20 protein-coding genes, 1 pseudogene and 1 riboswitch are annotated in these 20897 nt (G+C 37.8%); of the genes and pseudogenes, 17 read left to right on the forward strand and 4 right to left on the reverse strand.

Annotated features, from left to right (window positions below):
• Positions 1 to 20 precede the first annotated feature (20 nt).
• Complete coding sequence (locus DQN23_RS03100; protein WP_111712690.1) at positions 21 to 1103, reverse strand: DEAD/DEAH box helicase; 1083 nt, start codon at positions 1101 to 1103, stop codon at positions 21 to 23.
• Between the two features lie 155 nt (positions 1104 to 1258).
• Between DQN23_RS03100 and udk the strand changes: the two genes are divergently transcribed.
• From udk to DQN23_RS03145, 9 genes are all read left to right on the forward strand, one after another.
• Positions 1259 to 1891 carry a uridine kinase gene (udk, locus tag DQN23_RS03105; protein WP_020916467.1) on the forward strand — a complete coding sequence of 211 codons (633 nt, stop codon included), beginning with the start codon at positions 1259 to 1261 and terminating at the stop codon, positions 1889 to 1891.
• Between the two features lie 306 nt (positions 1892 to 2197).
• On the forward strand, positions 2198 to 3763 hold the full coding sequence (locus tag DQN23_RS03110; RefSeq protein WP_111712691.1) for a 2-isopropylmalate synthase: 1566 nt from the start codon (positions 2198 to 2200) through the stop codon (positions 3761 to 3763).
• A 47-nt stretch (positions 3764 to 3810) separates the two neighbouring features.
• The gene (gene leuB / locus DQN23_RS03115; RefSeq protein WP_111712692.1) at positions 3811 to 4848 is read left to right on the forward strand and encodes a 3-isopropylmalate dehydrogenase; all 1038 of its coding nucleotides are present in this window, start codon (positions 3811 to 3813) and stop codon (positions 4846 to 4848) included.
• Positions 4845 to 5123: a DUF1294 domain-containing protein gene (locus DQN23_RS03120; RefSeq protein WP_111698349.1), complete on the forward strand. Its 279-nt coding sequence runs from the start codon at positions 4845 to 4847 to the stop codon at positions 5121 to 5123. The genes leuB and DQN23_RS03120 overlap by 4 nt, the downstream gene beginning before the upstream one ends.
• Before the next feature lie 23 nt (positions 5124 to 5146).
• Positions 5147 to 6535 carry a 3-isopropylmalate dehydratase large subunit gene (gene leuC / locus DQN23_RS03125; RefSeq protein WP_111712693.1) on the forward strand — a complete coding sequence of 463 codons (1389 nt, stop codon included), beginning with the start codon at positions 5147 to 5149 and terminating at the stop codon, positions 6533 to 6535.
• A 12-nt stretch (positions 6536 to 6547) separates the two neighbouring features.
• On the forward strand, positions 6548 to 7138 hold the full coding sequence (gene leuD, locus DQN23_RS03130) for a 3-isopropylmalate dehydratase small subunit (protein WP_111712694.1): 591 nt from the start codon (positions 6548 to 6550) through the stop codon (positions 7136 to 7138).
• 152 nt (positions 7139 to 7290) lie between these two features.
• Positions 7291 to 7788, forward strand: a complete 498-nt coding sequence (locus DQN23_RS03135) for a GAF domain-containing protein (protein ID WP_020916473.1) — start codon at positions 7291 to 7293, stop codon at positions 7786 to 7788.
• Positions 7788 to 9464, forward strand: a complete 1677-nt coding sequence (gene dnaX / locus DQN23_RS03140; RefSeq protein WP_111698351.1) for a DNA polymerase III subunit gamma/tau — start codon at positions 7788 to 7790, stop codon at positions 9462 to 9464. The genes DQN23_RS03135 and dnaX overlap by 1 nt, the downstream gene beginning before the upstream one ends.
• Before the next feature lie 87 nt (positions 9465 to 9551).
• A complete protein-coding gene (locus tag DQN23_RS03145) occupies positions 9552 to 9746 on the forward strand; it encodes a DUF3272 family protein (protein ID WP_111713074.1) in 195 nt (64 codons plus the stop codon).
• Here DQN23_RS03145 and birA read toward each other — a convergent pair.
• Positions 9727 to 10659, reverse strand: a complete 933-nt coding sequence (gene birA, locus DQN23_RS03150; RefSeq protein ID WP_111712695.1) for a bifunctional biotin--[acetyl-CoA-carboxylase] ligase/biotin operon repressor BirA — start codon at positions 10657 to 10659, stop codon at positions 9727 to 9729. The two genes, DQN23_RS03145 and birA, sit on opposite strands and share 20 nt — an antisense overlap.
• Before the next feature lie 513 nt (positions 10660 to 11172).
• Here birA and metK point away from each other — a divergent pair.
• Both metK and DQN23_RS03160 read left to right on the forward strand, forming a co-directional pair.
• Entirely contained in the window at positions 11173 to 12363 is a 1191-nt protein-coding gene (metK, locus tag DQN23_RS03155) for a methionine adenosyltransferase (RefSeq protein ID WP_043895003.1), read from the forward strand.
• 140 nt (positions 12364 to 12503) lie between these two features.
• Positions 12504 to 13324, forward strand: a pseudogene (locus DQN23_RS03160) (AraC family transcriptional regulator).
• Positions 13325 to 13513: 189 nt separating this feature from the next.
• Here the strand turns inward: DQN23_RS03160 and DQN23_RS03165 are convergent.
• Positions 13514 to 14467: an IS30 family transposase gene (locus DQN23_RS03165; RefSeq protein ID WP_111712696.1), complete on the reverse strand. Its 954-nt coding sequence runs from the start codon at positions 14465 to 14467 to the stop codon at positions 13514 to 13516.
• 208 nt (positions 14468 to 14675) lie between these two features.
• On the opposite strand from DQN23_RS03165, the gene DQN23_RS03170 reads away from it, so the two are divergent.
• From DQN23_RS03170 to DQN23_RS03190, 5 genes are all read left to right on the forward strand, one after another.
• Positions 14676 to 15935 carry a UDP-N-acetylglucosamine 1-carboxyvinyltransferase gene (locus DQN23_RS03170; protein WP_058813767.1) on the forward strand — a complete coding sequence of 420 codons (1260 nt, stop codon included), beginning with the start codon at positions 14676 to 14678 and terminating at the stop codon, positions 15933 to 15935.
• A 75-nt stretch (positions 15936 to 16010) separates the two neighbouring features.
• Positions 16011 to 16565 (forward strand): GNAT family N-acetyltransferase, encoded by a 555-nt coding sequence (locus DQN23_RS03175; protein ID WP_061408902.1) that lies wholly within the window; start codon positions 16011 to 16013, stop codon positions 16563 to 16565.
• Complete coding sequence (gene spxR, locus DQN23_RS03180; protein WP_061407452.1) at positions 16558 to 17841, forward strand: CBS-HotDog domain-containing transcription factor SpxR; 1284 nt, start codon at positions 16558 to 16560, stop codon at positions 17839 to 17841. The genes DQN23_RS03175 and spxR overlap by 8 nt, the downstream gene beginning before the upstream one ends.
• Positions 17842 to 17953: 112 nt before the next feature.
• Positions 17954 to 18814 (forward strand): methionyl aminopeptidase, encoded by an 861-nt coding sequence (locus DQN23_RS03185; RefSeq protein WP_020916481.1) that lies wholly within the window; start codon positions 17954 to 17956, stop codon positions 18812 to 18814.
• 1 nt (position 18815) lies between these two features.
• Complete coding sequence (locus tag DQN23_RS03190) at positions 18816 to 19736, forward strand: YihY/virulence factor BrkB family protein (protein WP_111712697.1); 921 nt, start codon at positions 18816 to 18818, stop codon at positions 19734 to 19736.
• 12 nt (positions 19737 to 19748) lie between these two features.
• Here the strand turns inward: DQN23_RS03190 and DQN23_RS03195 are convergent, their stop codons facing one another.
• Positions 19749 to 20174, reverse strand: a complete 426-nt coding sequence (locus tag DQN23_RS03195) for a GtrA family protein (RefSeq protein ID WP_111712698.1) — start codon at positions 20172 to 20174, stop codon at positions 19749 to 19751.
• A 28-nt stretch (positions 20175 to 20202) separates the two neighbouring features.
• Positions 20203 to 20314: riboswitch (PreQ1 riboswitch) on the forward strand.
• Here DQN23_RS03195 and DQN23_RS03200 point away from each other — a divergent pair.
• Positions 20312 to 20821 (forward strand): QueT transporter family protein, encoded by a 510-nt coding sequence (locus DQN23_RS03200; RefSeq protein ID WP_020916484.1) that lies wholly within the window; start codon positions 20312 to 20314, stop codon positions 20819 to 20821. (Overlaps the previous riboswitch by 3 nt.)
• Positions 20822 to 20897 lie beyond the last annotated feature (76 nt).

Consider the following 20897-nt stretch of genomic DNA (forward strand, 5'->3'; position numbering starts at 1 on the left):
AGTCTCGTTTTGCTTTGAGTTTATTTCAAATGTATTTTTTGATTTTTAAGATAAACTTCTGAAACAGGTGCGTATTTCTTGAGTTTTTTCAATTCTTCTTTGTGGGTAACGAAAGTAATCACCACACCTGATTTTCCCATACGTCCTGTACGTCCAGTACGGTGGGTGTAAGTTTCTTTATCACGTGCGAGGTCAAAATTGATAACGTATTCGAGGTTTTCAATGTCGATTCCACGTGCTACTAGGTCAGTAGCAAGAAGAAGTGAAAGCTCATGGTTCTTGAATTTTTCAAGAATAACTTTACGGAATTTAACGTTAATGTCAGAAGCAAGAGAAACGGCCTGAACATCGTTGAACTGTAGACGCTCTTCAGCAGCACCTAAATCAGATAGGCTGTTGAAGAAAACCAAGCCACGAAATTCTGGAATATTTGAGAATTTGCGAAGTAAGTCAAGGCGATCACGTTTATCAACAGAGATGTAGTAGTGAACGATTTGATCAAGTTTTTGATTAGAAAGGTCAATTGTCAAAGTGTTTTCTGCAAGAACTTCAGGGTCAACTTTATCAGTTGCACTCATGTAAATCATTTGGTGGTCACGTGGCACACGATGAATAATATTTTCAACGAAATGATATTGTGAGTCACTAAGCAATTCGTCAAATTCGTCTAAGATGATTGTGTCAACATTCATCATTTTGATTTTTTTATGTTTAACGAGTTCGAAGACACGACCTGGTGTTCCAATGAGAATTTCAGGACCTTTTTTCAAGCGTTCGATTTGACGTTTTTGGCTTGAGCCAGAAATAAAGAGTTGTGTAGACAGGTTTAATGGCTCAGCCCATGTTTTAGTGACTTCAAAAATTTGCCCAGCCAACTCGGTGTTTGGAGCTAAGATAAGCAGTTGCTGAGATTTTTTAGGTTTTAATTTTAGGAGTGCTGGAAAGAGATAGGCTAGGGTTTTACCAGTACCAGTTGGGCTAATGCCGAGTAAGTTATCTCCTTGTGAAATAGGTTCAAACACTTGTTTTTGAATGTCTGTTAGGTCAGAAAAGCCAAGTGTTTTTAGCTGTTCCTGCCAGACTTGTGGAAATTGTGAAATCATAGTTTTCCTTTTCTATTCTATCTAGTCTTTACTTCATTATAACATAGAAAAAGCTAACTTTTTTTATTTAAAGGGTAAGTAAGGGATTTCAATGTTTGAAAATTTTAAAAAAAGTAGTAGAATAGATAGGAAATATTTTTTATTTGGAGTAATAAATGCGTAAAAAACCTATTATTATTGGTGTGACTGGTGGTTCTGGAGGCGGAAAAACCAGTGTTTCTAAAGCAATTTTGGCTAACTTTCAAGACCAAAAAATTGCTATGATTCAACACGACTCTTACTACAAAGATCAAAGCCACTTGACTTTTGAAGAACGTGTTTCAACTAACTATGACCACCCACTTGCTTTTGATACTGATTTGATGATTGAACACATCAATGAATTGATTGCAGGTCGCCCAGTAGATATTCCAATTTACGACTACACACTACACACTCGTAGTGAAAAAACATATCGTCAAGAACCTCAAGATGTTATCATCGTTGAAGGTATCTTGGTCCTTGAAGACAAACGTCTTCGTGATTTGATGGATATCAAACTTTTTGTTGATACTGATGACGATATCCGTATCATCCGTCGTATTAAACGTGATATGGAAGAACGCGGACGTAGCCTTGATAGTGTTATTGAACAATACACTTCTGTGGTTAAACCAATGTTCCACCAATTTATCGAACCAACAAAACGTTATGCTGACATCATCATCCCAGAAGGTGCTTCAAACGTTGTCGCAATTGACCTTATCAACACCAAAATTGCTGCAATTTTGAAAGAAAATGGAGAATAAGTGAAGGGTTGGAAAATCCAGCTCTTTTTACTTTTGGTAATTATTTTCAGAAAATTTATTTTATTTAGATTATTCTGTTGACTTTTAATTAATAAAAGAGTATTATGTAAAAAAACGAAAAACATCGAAGGGAAAAAAGTCAATGATATTCACAACAATGACAGTCTTGCTATTGCGTGATGAGGGCTAGTGCATAAGAGCATTAGTCCTGTTTGGCTTACCAAGCGGGATGAAAACATCTCGCTTAACCGTGAGATGTTTTTATTTTTATCTTAATGTTTTTGCTAGAATTAGAAAGAGGTTACTATGCGTAAAGTTGAATTTCTTGATACCACTCTTCGTGATGGTGAACAGACCCCAGGCGTGAATTTTTCTGTGAAAGAAAAAGTTGCTATTGCAAAGCAACTTGAAAAATGGGGAATTGCATCTATTGAAGCTGGTTTTCCAGCAGCAAGTCCAGATTCATTTGAAGCGGTTCGTCAAATTTCAGAAGCAATGACTACAACTGCTGTGTCTGGTTTAGCACGTTCTGTAAAGTCAGATATTGATGCGTGTTATGAAGCATTGAAAGATGCTAAATATCCACAATGTCATGTCTTCATTGCTACAAGTCCTATTCACCGCGAATACAAATTGAAAAAGACAAAAGAAGAAATTCTTGATATCATCAAAGAGCATGTAACTTATGCGCGTAGTAAATTTGACGTAGTTGAATTTTCACCAGAAGATGCCACACGTACTGAACTTGATTATCTGCTTGAGGTAGTTCAAACAGCGGTTGATGCAGGGGCTACTTACATTAATATTCCTGATACTGTCGGCTTTACGACACCAGAAGAGTTTGGAAATATCTTTAAGTATCTTATTGAAAATGTAACATCTGACCATGAGATTATTTTTAGCCCGCACTGCCACGATGACCTTGGTATGGCAATGGCTAATACGCTAGCAGCTATAAAGAATGGTGCTGGCCGTGTTGAAGGTACAGTAAATGGAATCGGAGAACGAGCTGGAAACGTAGCGCTCGAAGAAATTGCTGTCGCTCTTAATATTCGTGAGGACTATTATCAAGCAACCTCTGATATTGTTCTTAACGAAACAGTTAACACTTCAGAATTGGTTTCTCGCTTCTCAGGTATTCCAATTCCTAAAAATAAAGCAGTTGTTGGTGGAAATGCCTTCTCACATGAATCAGGGATTCACCAAGATGGTGTGCTTAAAAATCCACTTACTTATGAAATCATTACACCAGAGCTTGTTGGGGTTAAGCACAACTCACTTCCGCTTGGAAAACTTTCAGGTCGACATGCTTTTGTTGAAAAATTAAAAGAACTTGAAATTGCGTTTGAAGAGGCTGAAATTAAACCACTCTTTGCTAAATTCAAAAAGTTGGCTGATAAGAAAACAGAAATTACAGACGCTGATATCCGTGCTTTGGTTGCTGGTACAGAGATTGAAAATCCAGAAGGCTTCCATTTTGGAGATTTGAAATTGACGTCTAATCCAGACGAAACGGTTACTGCTGAGGTGACAATGATTAATGCTGAAGATGAAGAAGTTGATGTAACAGCAGATGGTAAAGGTTCTGTTGAAGCTGTCTACAATGCCGTTGATAAATTCTTCAACCAAAAAGTTCGTTTACTAAGCTACACAATGGATGCTGTGACTGATGGCATTGATTCTCAAGCTCGCGTGTCTGTATCAGTTGAAAACAGTGATTCAGGTACGATTTTTAATGCTTCAGGTATTGATTTTGATGTGTTAAAAGCTGGTGCGATTGCTTACGTGAATGCAAATGCGCTTGTTCAAAAAGAAAATGCGGGAGAAATTGGCAAATCTGTTTCATTTCGTGATGTGCCAACAAATGACTAAGAAAGGAAGTCGCGTGAGAATTTGATTATTTCACGCAAGGGATAAAGATGACTAAAAAAATTGTAACGCTAGCAGGAGACGGAATTGGTCCAGAGATTATGGCAGCAGGTCTTGAAGTTCTCGAAGCTGTCGCTAATAAAATTGGTTTTGATTATGATATTGATGCTAAACCTTTTGGTGGTGCGGGGATTGATGTCTGTGGGCATCCTCTGCCAAAAGATACTTTAGATGCGGCAAAAGCAGCGGATGCTATTTTGTTGGCAGCAATCGGTGGACCAAAATATGACAATGCGACAATTCGACCAGAGCAAGGCTTACTTGCTATTCGTAAAGAATTGAAACTGTTTGCTAATATCCGTCCTGTTCGTATTTTTGATGCGCTTAAACACTTATCACCATTAAAACCTGAACGCATTGAAGGGGTTGATTTTGTGGTGGTTCGTGAATTGACAGGTGGGATTTACTTTGGTGAACACAAATTAGAAGATGAAGCTGCGCGTGACATCAACGATTATTCAGCCCAAGAAATCCGTCGTATCATCCGTAAAGCTTTTGAACTAGCTCAAGTTCGTGGTAAGAAAGTCACTAGCATCGATAAACAAAATGTTTTGGCAACGTCAAAATTATGGCGTAAAGTTGCTGAAGAAGTTGCTCTAGAATTTCCTGATGTGACTTTGGAGCATCAATTGGTTGATAGCGCGGCTATGATTATGATTACTAACCCAGCTCGTTTTGATATTATCGTCACTGAGAACTTATTCGGTGATATTTTGTCAGATGAGTCAAGTGTCCTTCCTGGTACGCTTGGTGTGATGCCATCGGCTAGCCATTCAGAAAATGGTCTAAGCCTTTATGAGCCTATCCATGGTTCTGCCCCAGATATTGCTGGAAAAGGCATTGCAAATCCAGTCAGCATGATTTTGTCTGTAGCGATGATGCTTCGTGAAAGTTTTGGAGAATTAGCTGGTGCTGAAATGATTGAAGAAGCAGTTGATAAGACTTTTAACCAAGGCATTTTGACACGAGATTTAGGAGGTCAGGCAACTACAGCTGAAATGACAGCAGCCATTATTGCAAATCTATGAGTATAAAACAGTATGTCGTCTTTGTTTTCATTTTATGGAATGTTTTTGTCTTTATCACATATGGTGTTGATAAGATTAAGGCTATCAAGGGAAAATGGCGAATTCCAGAGAAAACCTTATTATGGGAGAGCATCTTATTTGGCAGTTTAGGTGCTTTTCTGGGCGGTAATTTTTTCCATCATAAAACCTTAAAATGGTATTTTAGAGCTTGTTGGTATCTTGGAATTATCATCAATGTTGTTTTTGCTTATTGGTATTTCATGATGTGGAAATGATGACAAGGACAGTGGAGGAAAATATGAGTGGAAAATCGATTTTTGATAAGCTTTGGGAGCGTCATGTGATTACAGGTGAAGAAGGCGAACCTCAGCTTATGTATGTTGACCAGCATTATATTCATGAAGTGACAAGTCCACAAGCCTTTCAAGGCCTTCGTGATGCTGGACGAAAGGTACGTCGACCTGAGTTAACATTTGGTACAACAGACCACAATGTGCCGACGGTTGACATTTTTAATATTCGTGATTTGATTTCAAAAAATCAAATTGACACTCTTGCAAGAAACATTGAAGAATTTGGTATTGACGCAGCAACACATGGAAGCGAACGTCAAGGGATTGTTCATATGGTTGGTCCGGAAACAGGACACAGTCAACCTGGCAAATTTATTGTCTGCGGGGACAGCCATACGGCGACACATGGCGCTTTTGGAGCCATTGCTTTTGGTATTGGAACATCAGAAGTGGAGCATGTATTTGCAACGCAATGCATTTGGCAAATGAAACCTAAAAAAATGAAGGTCGAGTTTGTCGGCAAACCACAAAAAGGTGTTTATTCAAAAGACTTTATTTTGGCTTTGATTGCTAAATACGGTGTTGATGCTGGTGTGGGTTATGCGGTCGAATATTGTGGCGAAGCTATTGATGCTCTTTCAATGGATGAACGCATGACTATTGCCAATATGTCGATTGAATTTGGTGCTAAAATGGGCTTGATGAATCCAGATCAAAAGACCTTTGATTATGTGAAAGGTCGTGAGGCTGCACCAAAAGGTGAGAAGTTCGAAGAAGCAGTTGCTGACTGGAAAACATTGGTTTCTGATCCTGATGCAGAGTACGACAAGGTAATCACTATCGATGTTTCTGACTTGGCACCTATGGTGACTTGGGGGACAAACCCGGAAATGGGTGTTGAATTTGGTCAACCATTCCCAGAAATCAAAGACATGAATGACGAACGTGCTTATCACTACATGGACATGAAACCTGGTGATAAAGCAGGAGACATTGATTTGGGTTATGTCTTTATCGGTTCTTGTACTAATGCTCGACTTTCAGACCTTCAATTAGCAGCTAAGATTGTCAAAGGAAAACACATTTCTCCAAAATTGACAGCTATCGTTGTTCCAGGATCTCGTCCTGTTAAGAAAGAAGCAGAGCGCCTTGGACTTGATAAGATTTTTTTGGATGCTGGATTTGAATGGCGCGAACCAGGATGTTCGATGTGTCTTGGGATGAATCCAGACCATGTGCCAGAAGGTGTACATTGTGCCTCAACAAGTAACCGTAACTTTGAAGGACGCCAAGGTTTTGGAGCGCGTACACATCTTTGTAGTCCTGCTATGGCGGCAGCGGCAGCGATTGCTGGTAAATTTGTAGATGTTCGTCAACTATCAGAAGTAGAATAAAGGAGAGAGACCATGGAAAAATTTACCGTTTATACAGGGGAGTCTGTCCCTCTGATGAATGATAATATTGACACTGACCAATTAATTCCAAAGCAATTTTTAAAAGCTGTCGATAAAAAAGGTTTCGGGAAAAATCTTCTTTTTGAATGGCGCTACCTTAATGATAATTACGATGAAAATCCTGACTTTATCTTTAATCAGCCTGAATATCGTGATGCAACTATCCTGATTTCAGGAGATAACTTTGGCTCAGGATCATCACGTGAACACGCTGCTTGGGCGCTTGAAGATTATGGATTTCGTTGTGTGATTGCGGGTTCATTTTCAGATATTCATTATAATAATGAATTAAAAAATGGCATGCTTCCCATTGTTCAACCATTGGAAGTGCGCCAAAAATTAGCGGCTCTACCAGCAGGAGAAGAAATTACTATCGATTTGCCAAATCAAGTCATCAAATCATCAGCTGGCGAATTTCCATTTAAAATCGATAGTGAGTGGAAACGTAAGCTTGTTCTTGGTCTTGATGATATTGGGACTACTCTTCAGTATGAAGAATTGATTTCAGCCTACGAAAAAAAACGTCCAAGTTACTGGCAATAAAGTATTAAGCAGTAGGCAACTTAACTAAGTAGTCATTTTAATATAAATTGAGTTGAGATGCCATTGTCTCAGCTCTTTTTTACGTTAAATTCACTAAAATATCATTTTTTCAAAGTATGACGAAGTAGGCTTTTTTTGATATAATTAAGCTTATGGAAAATACTAAGAAAATTGAGAATTATGAAATCATGTTAGCGCAAGCAAATGCTTTGTTTTCTAACGAAAAAAACTTGTTGTCTAACCTTTCAAATGCAAGTGCACTCTTGAAGATGACTTTGCCAAATTCTGTTTTTACTGGCTTTTACCTTTTCAATGGTGAAGAGTTGCTTCTTGGGCCATTCCAAGGTGGGGTATCTTGCGTACACATTAAACTTGGTAAAGGTGTTTGTGGAGAATCAGCAGCTAAACGTGAAACAATGATTGTCGCAGATGTGACAAAACATGCTAACTATATCGCTTGTGACTCAGCGGCCATGAGTGAAATCGTTGTTCCAATGGTCAAAGATGACAAACTTGTTGGTGTTTTAGATTTGGATTCACGTTTGACAGATGATTATGATGCTGTTGACCAAGAGTATCTTGAAAAATTTGCAGCTATTCTTGTCGAAAAATCATATTGGAATCTAGATATGTTTGGAGTTGAAAAATAATGTATCAAGCCCTCTATCGAAAATACCGTAGCCAAACTTTTGATGAAATCGTTGGGCAAACGGTTATTTCAACGACTTTAAAACAAGCAGTTTCTTCTGGCAAAATTAGCCATGCTTACTTGTTTTCAGGTCCACGAGGAACTGGTAAAACCAGTGCCGCTAAAATTTTTGCAAAGGCTATGAACTGCCCTCACCAGGTCAATGGTGAGCCATGTAATCATTGCGATATTTGTCGTGATATCACAAATGGTAGTCTTGAAGATGTCATTGAGATTGACGCGGCGTCTAATAATGGGGTTGATGAAATTCGTGAAATTCGTGATAAGTCAACCTACGCGCCAAGCCGTGCTACTTATAAAGTTTACATCATCGATGAAGTTCACATGCTTTCAACAGGGGCATTTAATGCGCTGCTAAAAACCTTAGAAGAGCCAACAGAAAATGTTGTTTTCATCTTGGCGACTACTGAACTGCATAAAATTCCTGCGACGATTTTGTCACGTGTCCAACGTTTTGAATTTAAAGCAATTAAGTTAGCAGCTATTCGAGACCATTTGGCTGATATTCTTGGCAAAGAAGGCATTACATACGAAGAAGATGCTTTAACCTTGATTGCACGCTGTGCAGAAGGTGGAATGCGCGATGCTTTGTCTATTCTTGACCAAGCGCTAAGTCTTACAAGTGATAATCATGTCTCACTTAGCATTGCTGAAGAAATCACAGGTAGCATTTCAATGACGGCTTTGGATGATTTTGTAGCAAATGTTTTAGCCAATCAAACTAGCCAAGCTCTGGCAAATCTTGAAACAATTTTCGATAGTGGTAAAAGCATGAGTCGTTTTGCGACGGATTTATTGAATTATCTTCGTGATTTATTAGTGGCTCAAAGTGGTGGTGAAAACACCCACACGAGTCAAGTTTTTCAAGAGAATTTGGCTAATGTTCAACAAGACCTTATCTTTGCGATGATTGACTTGGTGACCAAAGTTTTACCTGAAATCAAAAATGGTGTTCAGCCTAAGATTTACGCCGAAATGTTGACCATTCAGTTGTCAGAATCAGGTAAGCAAACCGCTCTAACTCAGGTGCCAGAAGGAATATCGGATGAGTTAGCTAGACTACAGTCAGAAATCAAAGACTTGAAAAATCATCTAACTAATCTGGACAGCTCTGAGATTTCACCAAAATCAACCAAGCGTCCAAAAACAAATTCTAGCTATCGCTATAAAGTTGACCGTGTCAAGATTTTAACTATCATGGAAGAAACGATTGTTGATAGTCAGAAATCAAGAGAGTATCTTGAAGCCCTTAAAGGCGCTTGGAATGAAATTTTAGATAGTATTTCTGCTCAAGACCGCGCGCTTTTGCTTGGTTCTGAACCAGTTCTTGCAAATAGCGAAAATGCTATTTTGGCTTTTGATGCAGCTTTTAATGCTGAGCAAGCTATGAAACGAACAGACCTTAATGACATGTTTGGAAATGTCATGAGTAAAGCTGCTGGTTTTTCACCAAATATTTTGGCGGTGCCACGAAAAGACTTTAACAGCATTCGAGCTGAATTTGCTCAAAATCTAAAAAAGAAAAAACAAAATCCAGTAGAAGAAGTTAAAGATGACTCTTTTATTCCAGAAGGTTTTAATTTTCTAGCAGATAAAATTAACAAAGTAGAAGATTAAAAGGAAGTTTCGATTGAAACTTCCTTTTAACTTGAAATCGTGACGGCGATAACTGCTAAAAGCAGTTATCTATGCTATAATAAAGATATGACTATAAGACGTTTTATTTTAATGGCACTCATGTGCGCCTTTGAAACCTACTTTTTTAATGAATGTTTATTTAATGGTGATTATTTCTTTGCTTTTTTTGGGGGGCTATTTTTGCTACGTGACCTTCAACGTGCTTATGCGGTTGATAAAGTTTTGCAAACTTTGACATCAACTACCAAGAAGAAAGACTAATTTCACCGCTACGAAGTAATTTTTCTTGACCGTTGTCGAGTTTGACAATCAGGTGTCCTTGATTGGTAATGTCTTGGGCAATTCCTGAGTATAGACAATCATTCTCTGTAAAAGTCACTTGTTTATCCAAGACAAGTGATTTTTCTTTGTAAACTTTGATTAAATCTTTTTCTGGAATAGTGAAGAAGAGTTTCCAAATTTCGGTGATGAGTTGGTTGCGCGTGATGCTAGGTTGCTCAGAAAAAATTGAACCAGCTTTTTCGGAAATGTCATCTGGAAATTTCGTAACGTGAAAATTAATGCCAACGCCGATAATGACATCGGTAATCAAGCCTGTTTCAACCGATGAGATAGCTTCGGTTAAAATGCCAGCGATTTTTTTACCATTGTAATAGATGTCATTGACCCATTTGATGTCTGTTTCGATGCCAGTTAGTCGCGAAATGGCTTTAACAACGCTTGAGGCCACCATAAGCGTATAGGGTTTTACTTCGTCGAAAGGGACGTTTGGTTTTAAGTGAAGTGACATATAAATGCCACCTTGTTTTGAGGTAAAAAACTGTCTACCAAATCGTCCTTTAGCTTGTTCTTGGCTTGGCGCTAAGTAGAGGTGCGCTTCTTTATCTTCATCTAAGTTATTTTTGGCGTCTAACTGTGTGGATTGGCTTTTTTCGTTGAGACTAACAGCTATTCTTAAATCTTTAGAAATGATTTCTGGAAGTAGCAAGTCACCTGAGAGAATTTTGTAGCCACGTTTTTTAACAGAGTCAATCTGAACACTTTTTTCTTCTAAAGTTTTGATGGCTTTCCAAATAGCGGTTCTAGAGAGTTCAAATTCACTTGCTAACTTTTCTCCGCTAATGTATTCACTTTGGTTTTGTAAATAATGATAAATTTTTTCGTAGGTTTTCATACCAATAGTATAATATATTTTTTCTAAATATTCTTAATGAAAAATGAATTTGTTACGAAATGGTAAGAATTTTTTTATAGGCAATTTGGGTAAAACGTGGTACAATATTCTAGTTAATGAGTCCCGATAAGACAATCTGGCGGTTTAATAACGTGTTATTCTTCGTTAGCTTATCTTGATATACTTCAGTATTATCTGCGATTTCACTGCCTTGACTAACCCGCCACTAACTGCGCCATATCTTTTTTTGAAGATACAGATTGGTACTTTGTAACTCACTAGAAATGTCTGCTACTGAACGTAGCTAGTCATTTCACGAAAAGCCGCTATGGCGCTTTCCTAAGTGACTTATTAGGTCAAAAACTAAAAGATAATCGTTTTAGTTTTTGACCGTCATAACTCTCACTGAAATGATGCTATTTTTGTACAGATATTTCAAGGAAAAAACTTTTCCGACATTTTAATGCCTAGAGGTGTTAGAATGAAAAAATAATGATATGGGGGGACATTTTTATGTCAGAACGTAAACTTTTCACGTCTGAATCAGTTTCTGAGGGGCATCCAGATAAGATTGCAGACCAAATTTCAGATGCTATTTTAGATGCTGTGTTGGAACAAGATCCTGATGCACACGTTGCAGCAGAAACGGCTGTATACACTGGGTCAGTCCATGTTTTTGGGGAAATTTCAACAACAGCTTATGTTGATATTAACCGCATTGTTCGCGATACTATCGCAGAAATCGGTTACACAAATGCTGAGTATGGCTTCGCTGCTGAATCAGTTGGGGTTCATCCATCATTGGTTGAACAATCACCTGATATTGCACAAGGGGTTAACGAAGCATTAGAGGTTCGTGGAAATGCTGATCAAGATCCACTTGACTTGATTGGTGCTGGTGACCAAGGTTTGATGTTTGGTTTTGCTGTTGATGAAACACCAGAATTGATGCCATTACCAATTTCACTTTCTCATAAATTGATTAAAAAATTGGCAGATTTGCGTAAATCAGGAGAAATTTCATACCTTCGTCCAGATGCAAAATCACAAGTCACAGTTGAATATGATGAAAACGACAAACCAGTTCGTGTCGATACTGTCGTTATCTCAACTCAACATGACCCAGAAGCAACCAACGAACAAATTCACAATGACGTGATTGAAAAAGTCATCAAAGCAGTTATTCCAGCTAAATACCTTGATGATAAGACTAAATTCTTCATCAATCCAACTGGTCGTTTCGTAATCGGTGGTCCTCAAGGGGATTCTGGTTTGACTGGTCGTAAGATTATCGTTGATACTTACGGTGGTTATGCACGTCACGGTGGTGGTGCTTTCTCTGGTAAAGACGCTACAAAAGTTGACCGTTCTGCATCATACGCTGCACGTTACATCGCTAAAAACATTGTTGCTGCTGGTTTTGCAAGCAAAGCAGAAGTACAATTAGCTTATGCTATCGGTGTGGCACACCCAGTTTCAGTTCGTGTTGATACATTTGGCACTAACACAGTTGCTGAAAGCAAATTAGAAGCTGCTGTTCGTGAAGTCTTCGATCTTCGTCCAGCAGGTATCATTAAGATGCTTGATTTGAAACGTCCAATTTACCGTCAAACAGCTGCTTACGGACACATGGGACGTACAGATATCGATCTTCCATGGGAAAAACTTGATAAAGTCGATGCTCTGAAAGAAGCTGTAAAATAAATATAGAAACGTTGTACTGATAGTGCGGCGTTTTTTTTATCCTAGATTTTTTGTTTCAAAAATATGGGGAAAATTTTTCAATCTTTTGCTAGACTATACAGTAGGAGGTGAGAGTAATGATTTCATGATTTAATCAAACAATGACCTACCTTGAAAGTGTGTTAACGACCGAAAGCGATAAGCAAAAAATTCAACACTTATCAGGATATTCCTATGCTATGTTTTCTCGTTTATTTTCTGTCTTAGCAGATATGACCTTATCGGAGTATTTGCGTAAGCGTAGATTATCAGAAGCAGTTAATGATTTGAAAATGTCATCTGATAAGGTGATTGATATTGCTATGAAATATGGTTATGATTCTGCGGATAGTTTTAGCGCAGCTTTTAAAAATGCCACGGTTCAATGCCAACTGAAGTTCGTAAGGAAATTCCCTACAAAGTATTTCCAAAAGTTTACTTATCATTAACGGTAAGTGTAGGTAAGTCTATGAATGTCACAATTGAAAAGAAAGCGGCTTTTGCGGTTGCTGGTGTTTTAGCATCGCAGATTGAAAGTAAAGATTGCCCAGGAGTTTGGGATGAACTCTATGCTAAATTTGATATTGCTGATTTAAAAGCATTAGGAAATGGTCAAAGTTTGGGTGTCTGCTCAGATCTCTCATCAGGTGTAGGACTTAATTACTTAGCGGGATATGATGTTACAGATAAGAAAAAGGCACAAGAGTTGGGCTTGAGTCTTTTAGAAGTAGCAGAAACGCAGTATGCAATTGTTCCAGTCAGAGGCAATGTTCCAGAGTCTATTCACGAAGCTTGGAAATATGTTCTTGAAGTATTTTTTCCAGAAAATGGTTATCGCCACTCTGGTGCTCCAGATTTTGAGGTTTATGCAGAAGGAGATATTCACGCTGAAGATTATAAAATGGCTTTGTGGATGTCGATTGTTAAAGAAGAGGTTAAATAGCTGACCAATATTTTTAATAAAGTCCATCAATTTGTTGCACTTGCCATAAAGTAGACATTTGAAACAGGTTTAAGCTTGATTTTGAAGGTTTTTGACTAAAAAAGTTTGAAAAATAAAAGTATTAGTTTCTGCTTATAATATTAAAACACGAAAAAATATGACAAAATCTTGCCAAATTTCAAGTTCAAATTAGCCAGCCTGTAAAAACTCTTTAGGAGATTTATAATTGAATAGTTTCTTTGGATAATTGTTAATCCAGTTTTCAATAAATGCGACTTGTTGTTGAGTCGCATTTTTGCTTCCCTTAGGTAACCAACGCCGGATGAGTCTATTATGATTCTCATTAGTACCACGCTCCCAAGAATAATACGGGTGGGCATAATAGATATGAGTAGGGTCAAAAACTTCTGCTAAACGACTGAACTCAGCCCCGTTATCAGCTGTGATAGAGTTCATTTGATAATCCTTGAGGATTGCTTTCAGAGCTTGATTGACTGAAACCGCAGACTTATCGGGAATGAGTCGAATGATTTGATAACGACTCTTTCTATCGGTTAGAGTCAACAGACACTCGTTTTTTGCCCGTGTTTGAATAACCGTATCAATTTCAAAATCACCGATATTCTCACGCTTATTAATGCTTTCTGGTCGTTCCTCAATAGACTTTCCAGCTGGCTTAAAATTGGGACTAGCATGCTTTTTCTTAGCTTTCTCTTGTCGAGGATAAAGCATATCAGCCTTGGTCAATCCTAAGTGTCCATGATGAATCCAGTAGTAAATGGTGGAGATGGGAACAGGTATCCCTTTTGACTTTACCATCATCTCGGGAGAGTATTTCTGTTCGATGTAGTGAGTTATCTTTTCTTTGAGTCCCTTGGTTAGGGAGGCTTGTTTAACAGAACGTTTGCGATTGTTTTGATAGGCTTTTTGAGCAAAATCAGCTGAGTAGATCACTTCAAATTTTCCTTTACGCACTTGTTGTCTAACCTGACCACGTTTGACTTCGTTGTGAATGGTTTGAGGAGCTTTAGCTAATCTCCTAGCGATTTCACGATTTGAGAGCCCTTCTTGAGGCCAATGTTCAATCATTCTACGTTCAGTTAGTGTTAAATGTTTACTTTTTAGTGTATAATAGGTTTGCATCTCAGAGTCTTTCTAATTGTTGTTGTGGTGATTACAATTATATCTCTCTGAGATGTTTTTTGATACCCTTAGGTGGCTAACTTCATTTTAGAACTTTCCATGACAAAATCTTAACAAAATGTCAAAATATTCACCATAATCAATTTGTCAAATGTCATAATCTATGATAAAATGAAAAGGTTGAATTCTAGCAGAAAGTTTTGAATGTATGCGTAAAATTGTTATTAATGGTGGCAAACCTTTAAAGGGAGAGGTTGCTATTTCAGGTGCTAAGAATAGTGTTGTGGCTTTGATTCCAGCAGCTATTCTATCTGATGATATTGTTATTTTGGATGGAGTTCCTGCCATTTCCGATGTTGATAGTTTGATTGAGATTATGGAAGTGATGGGAGCTAAGATTAAGCGAGAAGGCGAAACGCTCGAAATCGATCCACGTGGTGTTAAAAATAAACCAATGCCATATGGAAAAATCAATAGCTTGCGTGCTTCTTATTATTTCTATGGTAGTTTACTTAGCCGATTTGGTGAAGCAACAGTAGGTCTTCCAGGTGGTTGCGACCTTGGTCCTCGTCCAATTGACCTTCACTTGAAAGCTTTTGAAGCTATGGGAGCTCAAGTATCTTATGAAGGCGAAGCAATGCGTCTTGCAACAGATGAAGAACCAATTCATGGAGCTCATATCTATATGGATACTGTTAGTGTTGGTGCAACAATCAACACAATACTTGCTGCGACAAAAGCTAAAGGTCGTACTATCATCGAAAATGCCGCTCGTGAACCAGAAATCATTGATGTTGCGACATTGTTGAACAATATGGGAGCTCATGTCCGTGGTGCAGGTACTGACGTTATCACTATTGAAGGGGTTGAAAGTCTTCATGGAACACATCACCAAGTCATTCCTGACCGTATTGAAGCAGGTACTTATATTGCTATGGCAGCAGCAATTGGTGAAGGGGTTCGTATCACTAACGTCCTTTATGAACACTTAGAGAGTTATATTGTAAAACTCGAAGAAATGGGTGTTCGTATGACGGTCGAAGAAGATGCTATTTTTGTTGAAAAACAATCAACTCTAAAAGCTGTTTCAGTTAAAACATCACCATATCCTGGTTTTGCGACTGATTTGCAACAACCTATCACACCGTTATTGTTGATAGCAGAGGGTCGTGGTACGATTTTGGATACTATCTATGAAAAACGTACTAACCACATCGCTGAATTGGTGAGAATGGGTGCGGATATTTCAATTGTTGGCGGACGTATTGCTTATCAAGGACCTAATAAATTGACAGGAGCACCTGTTAAAGCATCAGACTTGCGTGCTGGTGCAGCTCTTGTGACAGCCGGTCTGATGGCAGATGGTCAAACAGAAATTACCAACGTTGAATTTATTTTACGTGGTTACTCAAATATTATCGAAAAATTGACAGCCTTAGGTGCTGATATTAAATTAATCGAAGAATAAAAGGAGCCTTAGGTCTTCTTTTTTTGTTTGAATTCTGCTAAACCAAATATTAAAGTCATGTGTTATAATAAGGTCATGGATATTTGGACGCGTTTGGGACGTTATGCCTCTTTTGAAACAGAACGCATGTATTTACGTCCTTTTACATATAAGGATAGTCAGGATTTTTTTGAGATTTGTAGCAATCCTGATAATCTTCGTTTTATTTTTCCAAGTTGTGCGACGCGTGAGGAGAGTGATTTTGTCATGGTTTATTATTTTATGAAGGAACCGCTTGGTGTTTGGGCGATTGAAGACAAAAAAACTCATAAAATGATTGGCTGTATTCGTTTTGAAAAACTTGACCCTAGTCGTATGACAGCAGAAATTGGTTATTTTATGAACCAAGCTTTCTGGGGCGAGGGGTTAATGACAGAGTGCTTAAAAACACTTGCTTTTTTGAATTTTCAAGAGTTAGGCTTGCAAAATTTGCATGTGATTGCTCATGCAGAAAATATAGCCAGTCAACGAGTAGCACAAAAATCAGGTTTTCGTTTGAAGCGTCAATTCAAGGGAAGTGACCGCTATAGCCGAAAAATGCGCGATTATGTTGATTATCAGTTGAGTAAAGGTGACTATCATTATGAGTAAACATCAGAAAATATTAGAGTATCTGGAGAATTTAGCGGTTGGTAAGCGCGTGAGTGTGCGTAGTATTTCTAATCACTTAAATGTTAGTGATGGGACTGCTTATCGTGCCATTAAAGAGGCTGAAAATCGTGGCATTGTTGAGACAAGACCTCGAAGCGGAACGGTTCGTATTGAAAAGAAACCTGCCGTGCGCATTGAGCGATTAACTTATTCAGAAATTGCTCGTATTAGTGATTCAGAGGTTTTGGCAGGAAAGGCTGGGCTTAGTCGTGAGTTTAGTAAGTTTTCGATTGGTGCTATGACACAAGAAAATATCTTGCGTTATCTGGTTAAGGGTGGGCTTTTGATTGTTGGGGACCGTGAAAACATCCAATTGCTTGCGCTTGAAAAACATAATGCCATTTTGGTGACTGGAGGATTTTCTGTCTCAGAAGCCGTTATTCGTCTAGCTGATGAGCTTGGCATTCCTGTCATGGTGACTAATTACGATACGTTTACGGTTGCCACGATGATTAACCATGCTTTGTCTAATTTACGTATTAAGACAGATTTGACAACAGTTGAGCAAGTTTATCAAGTCAAAGCAGAATACGGATTTTTGCACGAAGGTGACACCGTGCGTGATTTTAACACCTTGATTAAGCAAACCAAGAATGTTCGTTTCCCGGTTGTTAATAGTAAGAATCTTGTTGTCGGTGTTATCAGTATGTTTGACGTTGTTGATAAGGAAAATAACGTTGATATCAAGAGTATCATGTCTCGCAATTTGATTGTCGCTAAACCGCAAGCAAGTCTGGCTAATATTAGTCAAAAAATGATTTTTGAAGACCTTAATATGCTTCCAGTTGTAGCAGAAGATTTGACTTTACTTGGAGTGATTACACGACGTCAGGCTGTCGAGAATTTACAGAACCTACAGCATTCAAGTCCTTACACTTACAGTGATCAGATGCTGTCTAATTTGAAGCAAGAAGATGGTGTTTACCAATTCATCGTTGAACCAGCGATGATTGACCATGCAGGAAATTTTGCGCAAGGCGTTCTGACTGAATTTATCAAAGAAATTAGTGTTCGAGTCTTAACGAAAAAACACCAAAAGAATATTATTATTGAACAATTGATGCTTTATTTCTTGCAAGCTGTTCAGATTGATGATCGTTTGGTGATTCAACCAAGGATTATTACAGAAAAACGTCGTAGCTCGGTGATTGATTTTGAAATTCTTTTAGATGATCAAATTGTCGCCAAAGCTTTGGTAACGACAAAAATAAATTAATTTTTTCTATCAAAAAGTGACTAAAACGTTACCTTTTTGACAGTTTAGTGACTATCAGTGTATAATTAAGAGTACTGATTCTTTTTAGAGTTTATTATAGGAGATAGATAATATGATTACATTAAAATCAGCTCGTGAAATCGAAGCAATGGATCGCGCAGGAGATTTCCTTGCTTCTATCCACATCGGTTTACGTGATGTTATTAAACCGGGTGTTGACATGTGGGAAGTTGAAGAATATGTTCGTCGCCGTTGTAAAGAAGAAAATGTTCTTCCGCTTCAAATTGGTGTTGATGGTTCAATCATGGATTACCCATATGCTACATGTTGTGGTCTTAACGATGAAGTGGCTCACGCTTTTCCACGTCACTACATCCTAAAAGAAGGCGATTTGCTTAAAGTTGATATGGTTATGAGTGAACCACTTGATAAGTCAGTGGTTGACGTATCAAAACTAAACTTTGATAACGTTGAACAAGTTAAAAAACACACGCAATCATATTCTGGTGGCGTGGCTGACTCATGCTGGGCATATGCGGTTGGTGAGGTTTCACAAGAAGTTAAAGATCTTATGGACGTCACAAAAGAATGCCTTTATATCGGTATTGAAAAAGCAGTCGTTGGAAACCGTATTGGTGATATCGGTGCCGCTATTCAAGAATATGCTGAAAGCCGAGGATATGGAGTTGTTCGTGATTTAGTAGGTCACGGTGTTGGTCCTACAATGCACGAAGAACCAATGGTCCCTCACTATGGTAAGGCTGGTCGTGGACTTCGTTTGCGCGAAGGAATGGTATTGACTGTTGAACCAATGATTAATACAGGAACATGGGAAATCGATACTGACATGAAAACTGGCTGGGCTCACAAAACTCTTGATGGTGGGCTATCATGTCAATACGAACACCAATTTGTTATCACAAAAGACGGTCCTGTTATTCTAACAAGCCAAGGAGAAGAAAGAACTTACTAAGATGAAGCGAAAGCAATTCTTAGATAAATTATGGTCTAAATTAGAGTGGCAACCGCTGCAAGTTTATTTAAAACATTATCGCAGTGCTGAGATTGATTTATCAGCAATTGCCGTTGCTTATTATTTACTGCTAACAGCCTTTCCGCTGATTGTTATCGCAGCTAATATTTTCCCTTATCTGAACATTGATGTTAATATTTTGTTGGCATTTATGAAGAAAAATTTGCCGACTAACCTCTATCCGTCAGTATCGGCTATTACGATTGATATTTTTTCAGAACCTTCAGGTAGTATTTTGGGAGTTGCCACTTTAACAGCATTTTGGACTATGTCTAAATCGTTGACCTCTCTTCAAAAAGCAATTAATAAAGCCTATGGCGTAGCGCAACATAGAGATTTTGTGATTGGCCGATTAGTGGGAGTTATTGGAAGTCTTTTGATTCTTTTCTTACTAACTTTCGTTTTAATCTTTTCGACCTTTTCAAAAGCTGTTTTGCAAGTGATTAATTCATACTATGATTTAAGTGACACGATGGCTACTGTAATTTTGAATCTAGCACAGCCAGTGACAGTCTTAACCATTGTTATTGGATTGATGTTACTGTATTTTATTTTACCTAACGTCAAAATTCGACGTTTTCGCTACATCTTACCAGGAACCATTTTTACCTCGGTCGTCATTGTGTTCTTGAATAACTTGTTTAGTAGTTATATTCTAAGAACCTTTGAACGAATGGTTGACATTAAAACATTTGGATCAGTTGTGATTTTTGTATTAATGTTATGGTTTATCTTTCTTGCCCACATCTTGATTTTAGGAGCGATTTTTAACGCCACTTATCAAGAACTGCGTCAAGGAAAAATGGAAAGTAGACAAGGCGATTTGTTATCACTTTTAGCACAACGAGGCAAAAAAAAATAACACCTTTGGGTGTTATTTTTTGTCTTTAAAGACTAATAATTTGCTAAGGACGTAATTGAAGACGATGATTAATACTTGAGAAAAGAGAGTTTCGATAGCATTGATCATTGAAATGTTGTCGTTAACAAATTGTCCGATAATGTGCGGAAACTTTGTAACCAAGAAAAATGCCAAAGCTAAATCCAAAATGAGTGTTGACAAACGTGTAATGGTGAATTTGACCAAACGCTCAAACCAACCTTTACGAACTTGATTAAAAACAAAATAATCATTGGTAAAGAAGGCAAATAAAATGGCAACAATATTAGCAATGACAGCTGAGAAAGTTGCTGAGCTAGTCAATGAAAAGATAAGTAAACGTGTCCCCATGTAGACAAGAGTTGTTAGAACACCGAAAAAGAGATACTTAAAAACTTCGCTTGTGATTAATTTTTTCATAGCTCTACTATATCAAATTTTAGAAAAATGTGCTATACTTTTAAGCGTTGTCTTGACGACCCTTGGTGCTTAGTTCCCTTTCACCAAGCATATTACAAACGTTGGAAGCTAGCCTTTCAAACGTCAAAGGAGAAAAAATGGAAAAATTCACTATGCGTGATTTTGTTCGAGTTGCCCTTGTTGCAGCACTTTATGTTGTTTTAACAATCACACCGCCTCTAAATGCGATTTCTTACGGTGCTTATCAGTTCCGAGTGTCAGAAATGTTAGTATTTTTGGCTTTTTATAATCGTAAATATATTATCGGCTTAACAGCAGGTTGTATGATTGCTAATTTATACAGTTTTGGATTAATTGATGTCTTTGTCGGTGGCAGCCAGACTTTTGTTTTTTTGACGCTGGGTGTTATGTTGTTTGACCGCTATAAAGATCAATATCTCTTTAATGGTTTATTTAACAAAGCATTCTTTTATTTCTCACTATTATTTGCGGCTTCAATGTTTACCATTGCCACCGAGTTACATATTGTTGCCAATGCACCTTTCTTGATGACTTGGTTTACTTCAGCTGTTGGAGAGCTTGCTTCCCTTCTAATTGGCTCACTTGTCATGGATAAATTAGCGAGTCGTATTAAATTAACGCCTTAATAGACATAAAGAATTTCCAAATTGGAAGTTCTTTTTTCTATATAATATCTTCAAAAAATGATAAGTTTTAAAGAGT

Origin of the sequence: Streptococcus lutetiensis (assembly GCF_900475675.1) — a bacterium.
Lineage (GTDB): Bacteria > Bacillota > Bacilli > Lactobacillales > Streptococcaceae > Streptococcus > Streptococcus lutetiensis.

Excerpts from the sequence above, each read along its gene's own strand:
- DQN23_RS03100 (WP_111712690.1), bottom strand. The coding sequence starts at position 1,103 with ATGATTTCACAATTTCCACAAGTCTGGCAGGAACAGCTAAAAACACTT.
- udk (WP_020916467.1), top strand. The coding sequence starts at position 1,259 with ATGCGTAAAAAACCTATTATTATTGGTGTGACTGGTGGTTCTGGAGGC.
- DQN23_RS03110 (WP_111712691.1), top strand. The coding sequence starts at position 2,198 with ATGCGTAAAGTTGAATTTCTTGATACCACTCTTCGTGATGGTGAACAG.
- leuB (WP_111712692.1), top strand. The coding sequence starts at position 3,811 with ATGACTAAAAAAATTGTAACGCTAGCAGGAGACGGAATTGGTCCAGAG.
- DQN23_RS03120 (WP_111698349.1), top strand. The coding sequence starts at position 4,845 with ATGAGTATAAAACAGTATGTCGTCTTTGTTTTCATTTTATGGAATGTT.
- leuC (WP_111712693.1), top strand. The coding sequence starts at position 5,147 with ATGAGTGGAAAATCGATTTTTGATAAGCTTTGGGAGCGTCATGTGATT.
- leuD (WP_111712694.1), top strand. The coding sequence starts at position 6,548 with ATGGAAAAATTTACCGTTTATACAGGGGAGTCTGTCCCTCTGATGAAT.
- DQN23_RS03135 (WP_020916473.1), top strand. The coding sequence starts at position 7,291 with ATGGAAAATACTAAGAAAATTGAGAATTATGAAATCATGTTAGCGCAA.
- dnaX (WP_111698351.1), top strand. The coding sequence starts at position 7,788 with ATGTATCAAGCCCTCTATCGAAAATACCGTAGCCAAACTTTTGATGAA.
- DQN23_RS03145 (WP_111713074.1), top strand. The coding sequence starts at position 9,552 with ATGACTATAAGACGTTTTATTTTAATGGCACTCATGTGCGCCTTTGAA.
- birA (WP_111712695.1), bottom strand. The coding sequence starts at position 10,659 with ATGAAAACCTACGAAAAAATTTATCATTATTTACAAAACCAAAGTGAA.
- metK (WP_043895003.1), top strand. The coding sequence starts at position 11,173 with ATGTCAGAACGTAAACTTTTCACGTCTGAATCAGTTTCTGAGGGGCAT.
- DQN23_RS03165 (WP_111712696.1), bottom strand. The coding sequence starts at position 14,467 with ATGCAAACCTATTATACACTAAAAAGTAAACATTTAACACTAACTGAA.
- DQN23_RS03170 (WP_058813767.1), top strand. The coding sequence starts at position 14,676 with ATGCGTAAAATTGTTATTAATGGTGGCAAACCTTTAAAGGGAGAGGTT.
- DQN23_RS03175 (WP_061408902.1), top strand. The coding sequence starts at position 16,011 with ATGGATATTTGGACGCGTTTGGGACGTTATGCCTCTTTTGAAACAGAA.
- spxR (WP_061407452.1), top strand. The coding sequence starts at position 16,558 with ATGAGTAAACATCAGAAAATATTAGAGTATCTGGAGAATTTAGCGGTT.
- DQN23_RS03185 (WP_020916481.1), top strand. The coding sequence starts at position 17,954 with ATGATTACATTAAAATCAGCTCGTGAAATCGAAGCAATGGATCGCGCA.
- DQN23_RS03190 (WP_111712697.1), top strand. The coding sequence starts at position 18,816 with ATGAAGCGAAAGCAATTCTTAGATAAATTATGGTCTAAATTAGAGTGG.
- DQN23_RS03195 (WP_111712698.1), bottom strand. The coding sequence starts at position 20,174 with ATGAAAAAATTAATCACAAGCGAAGTTTTTAAGTATCTCTTTTTCGGT.
- DQN23_RS03200 (WP_020916484.1), top strand. The coding sequence starts at position 20,312 with ATGGAAAAATTCACTATGCGTGATTTTGTTCGAGTTGCCCTTGTTGCA.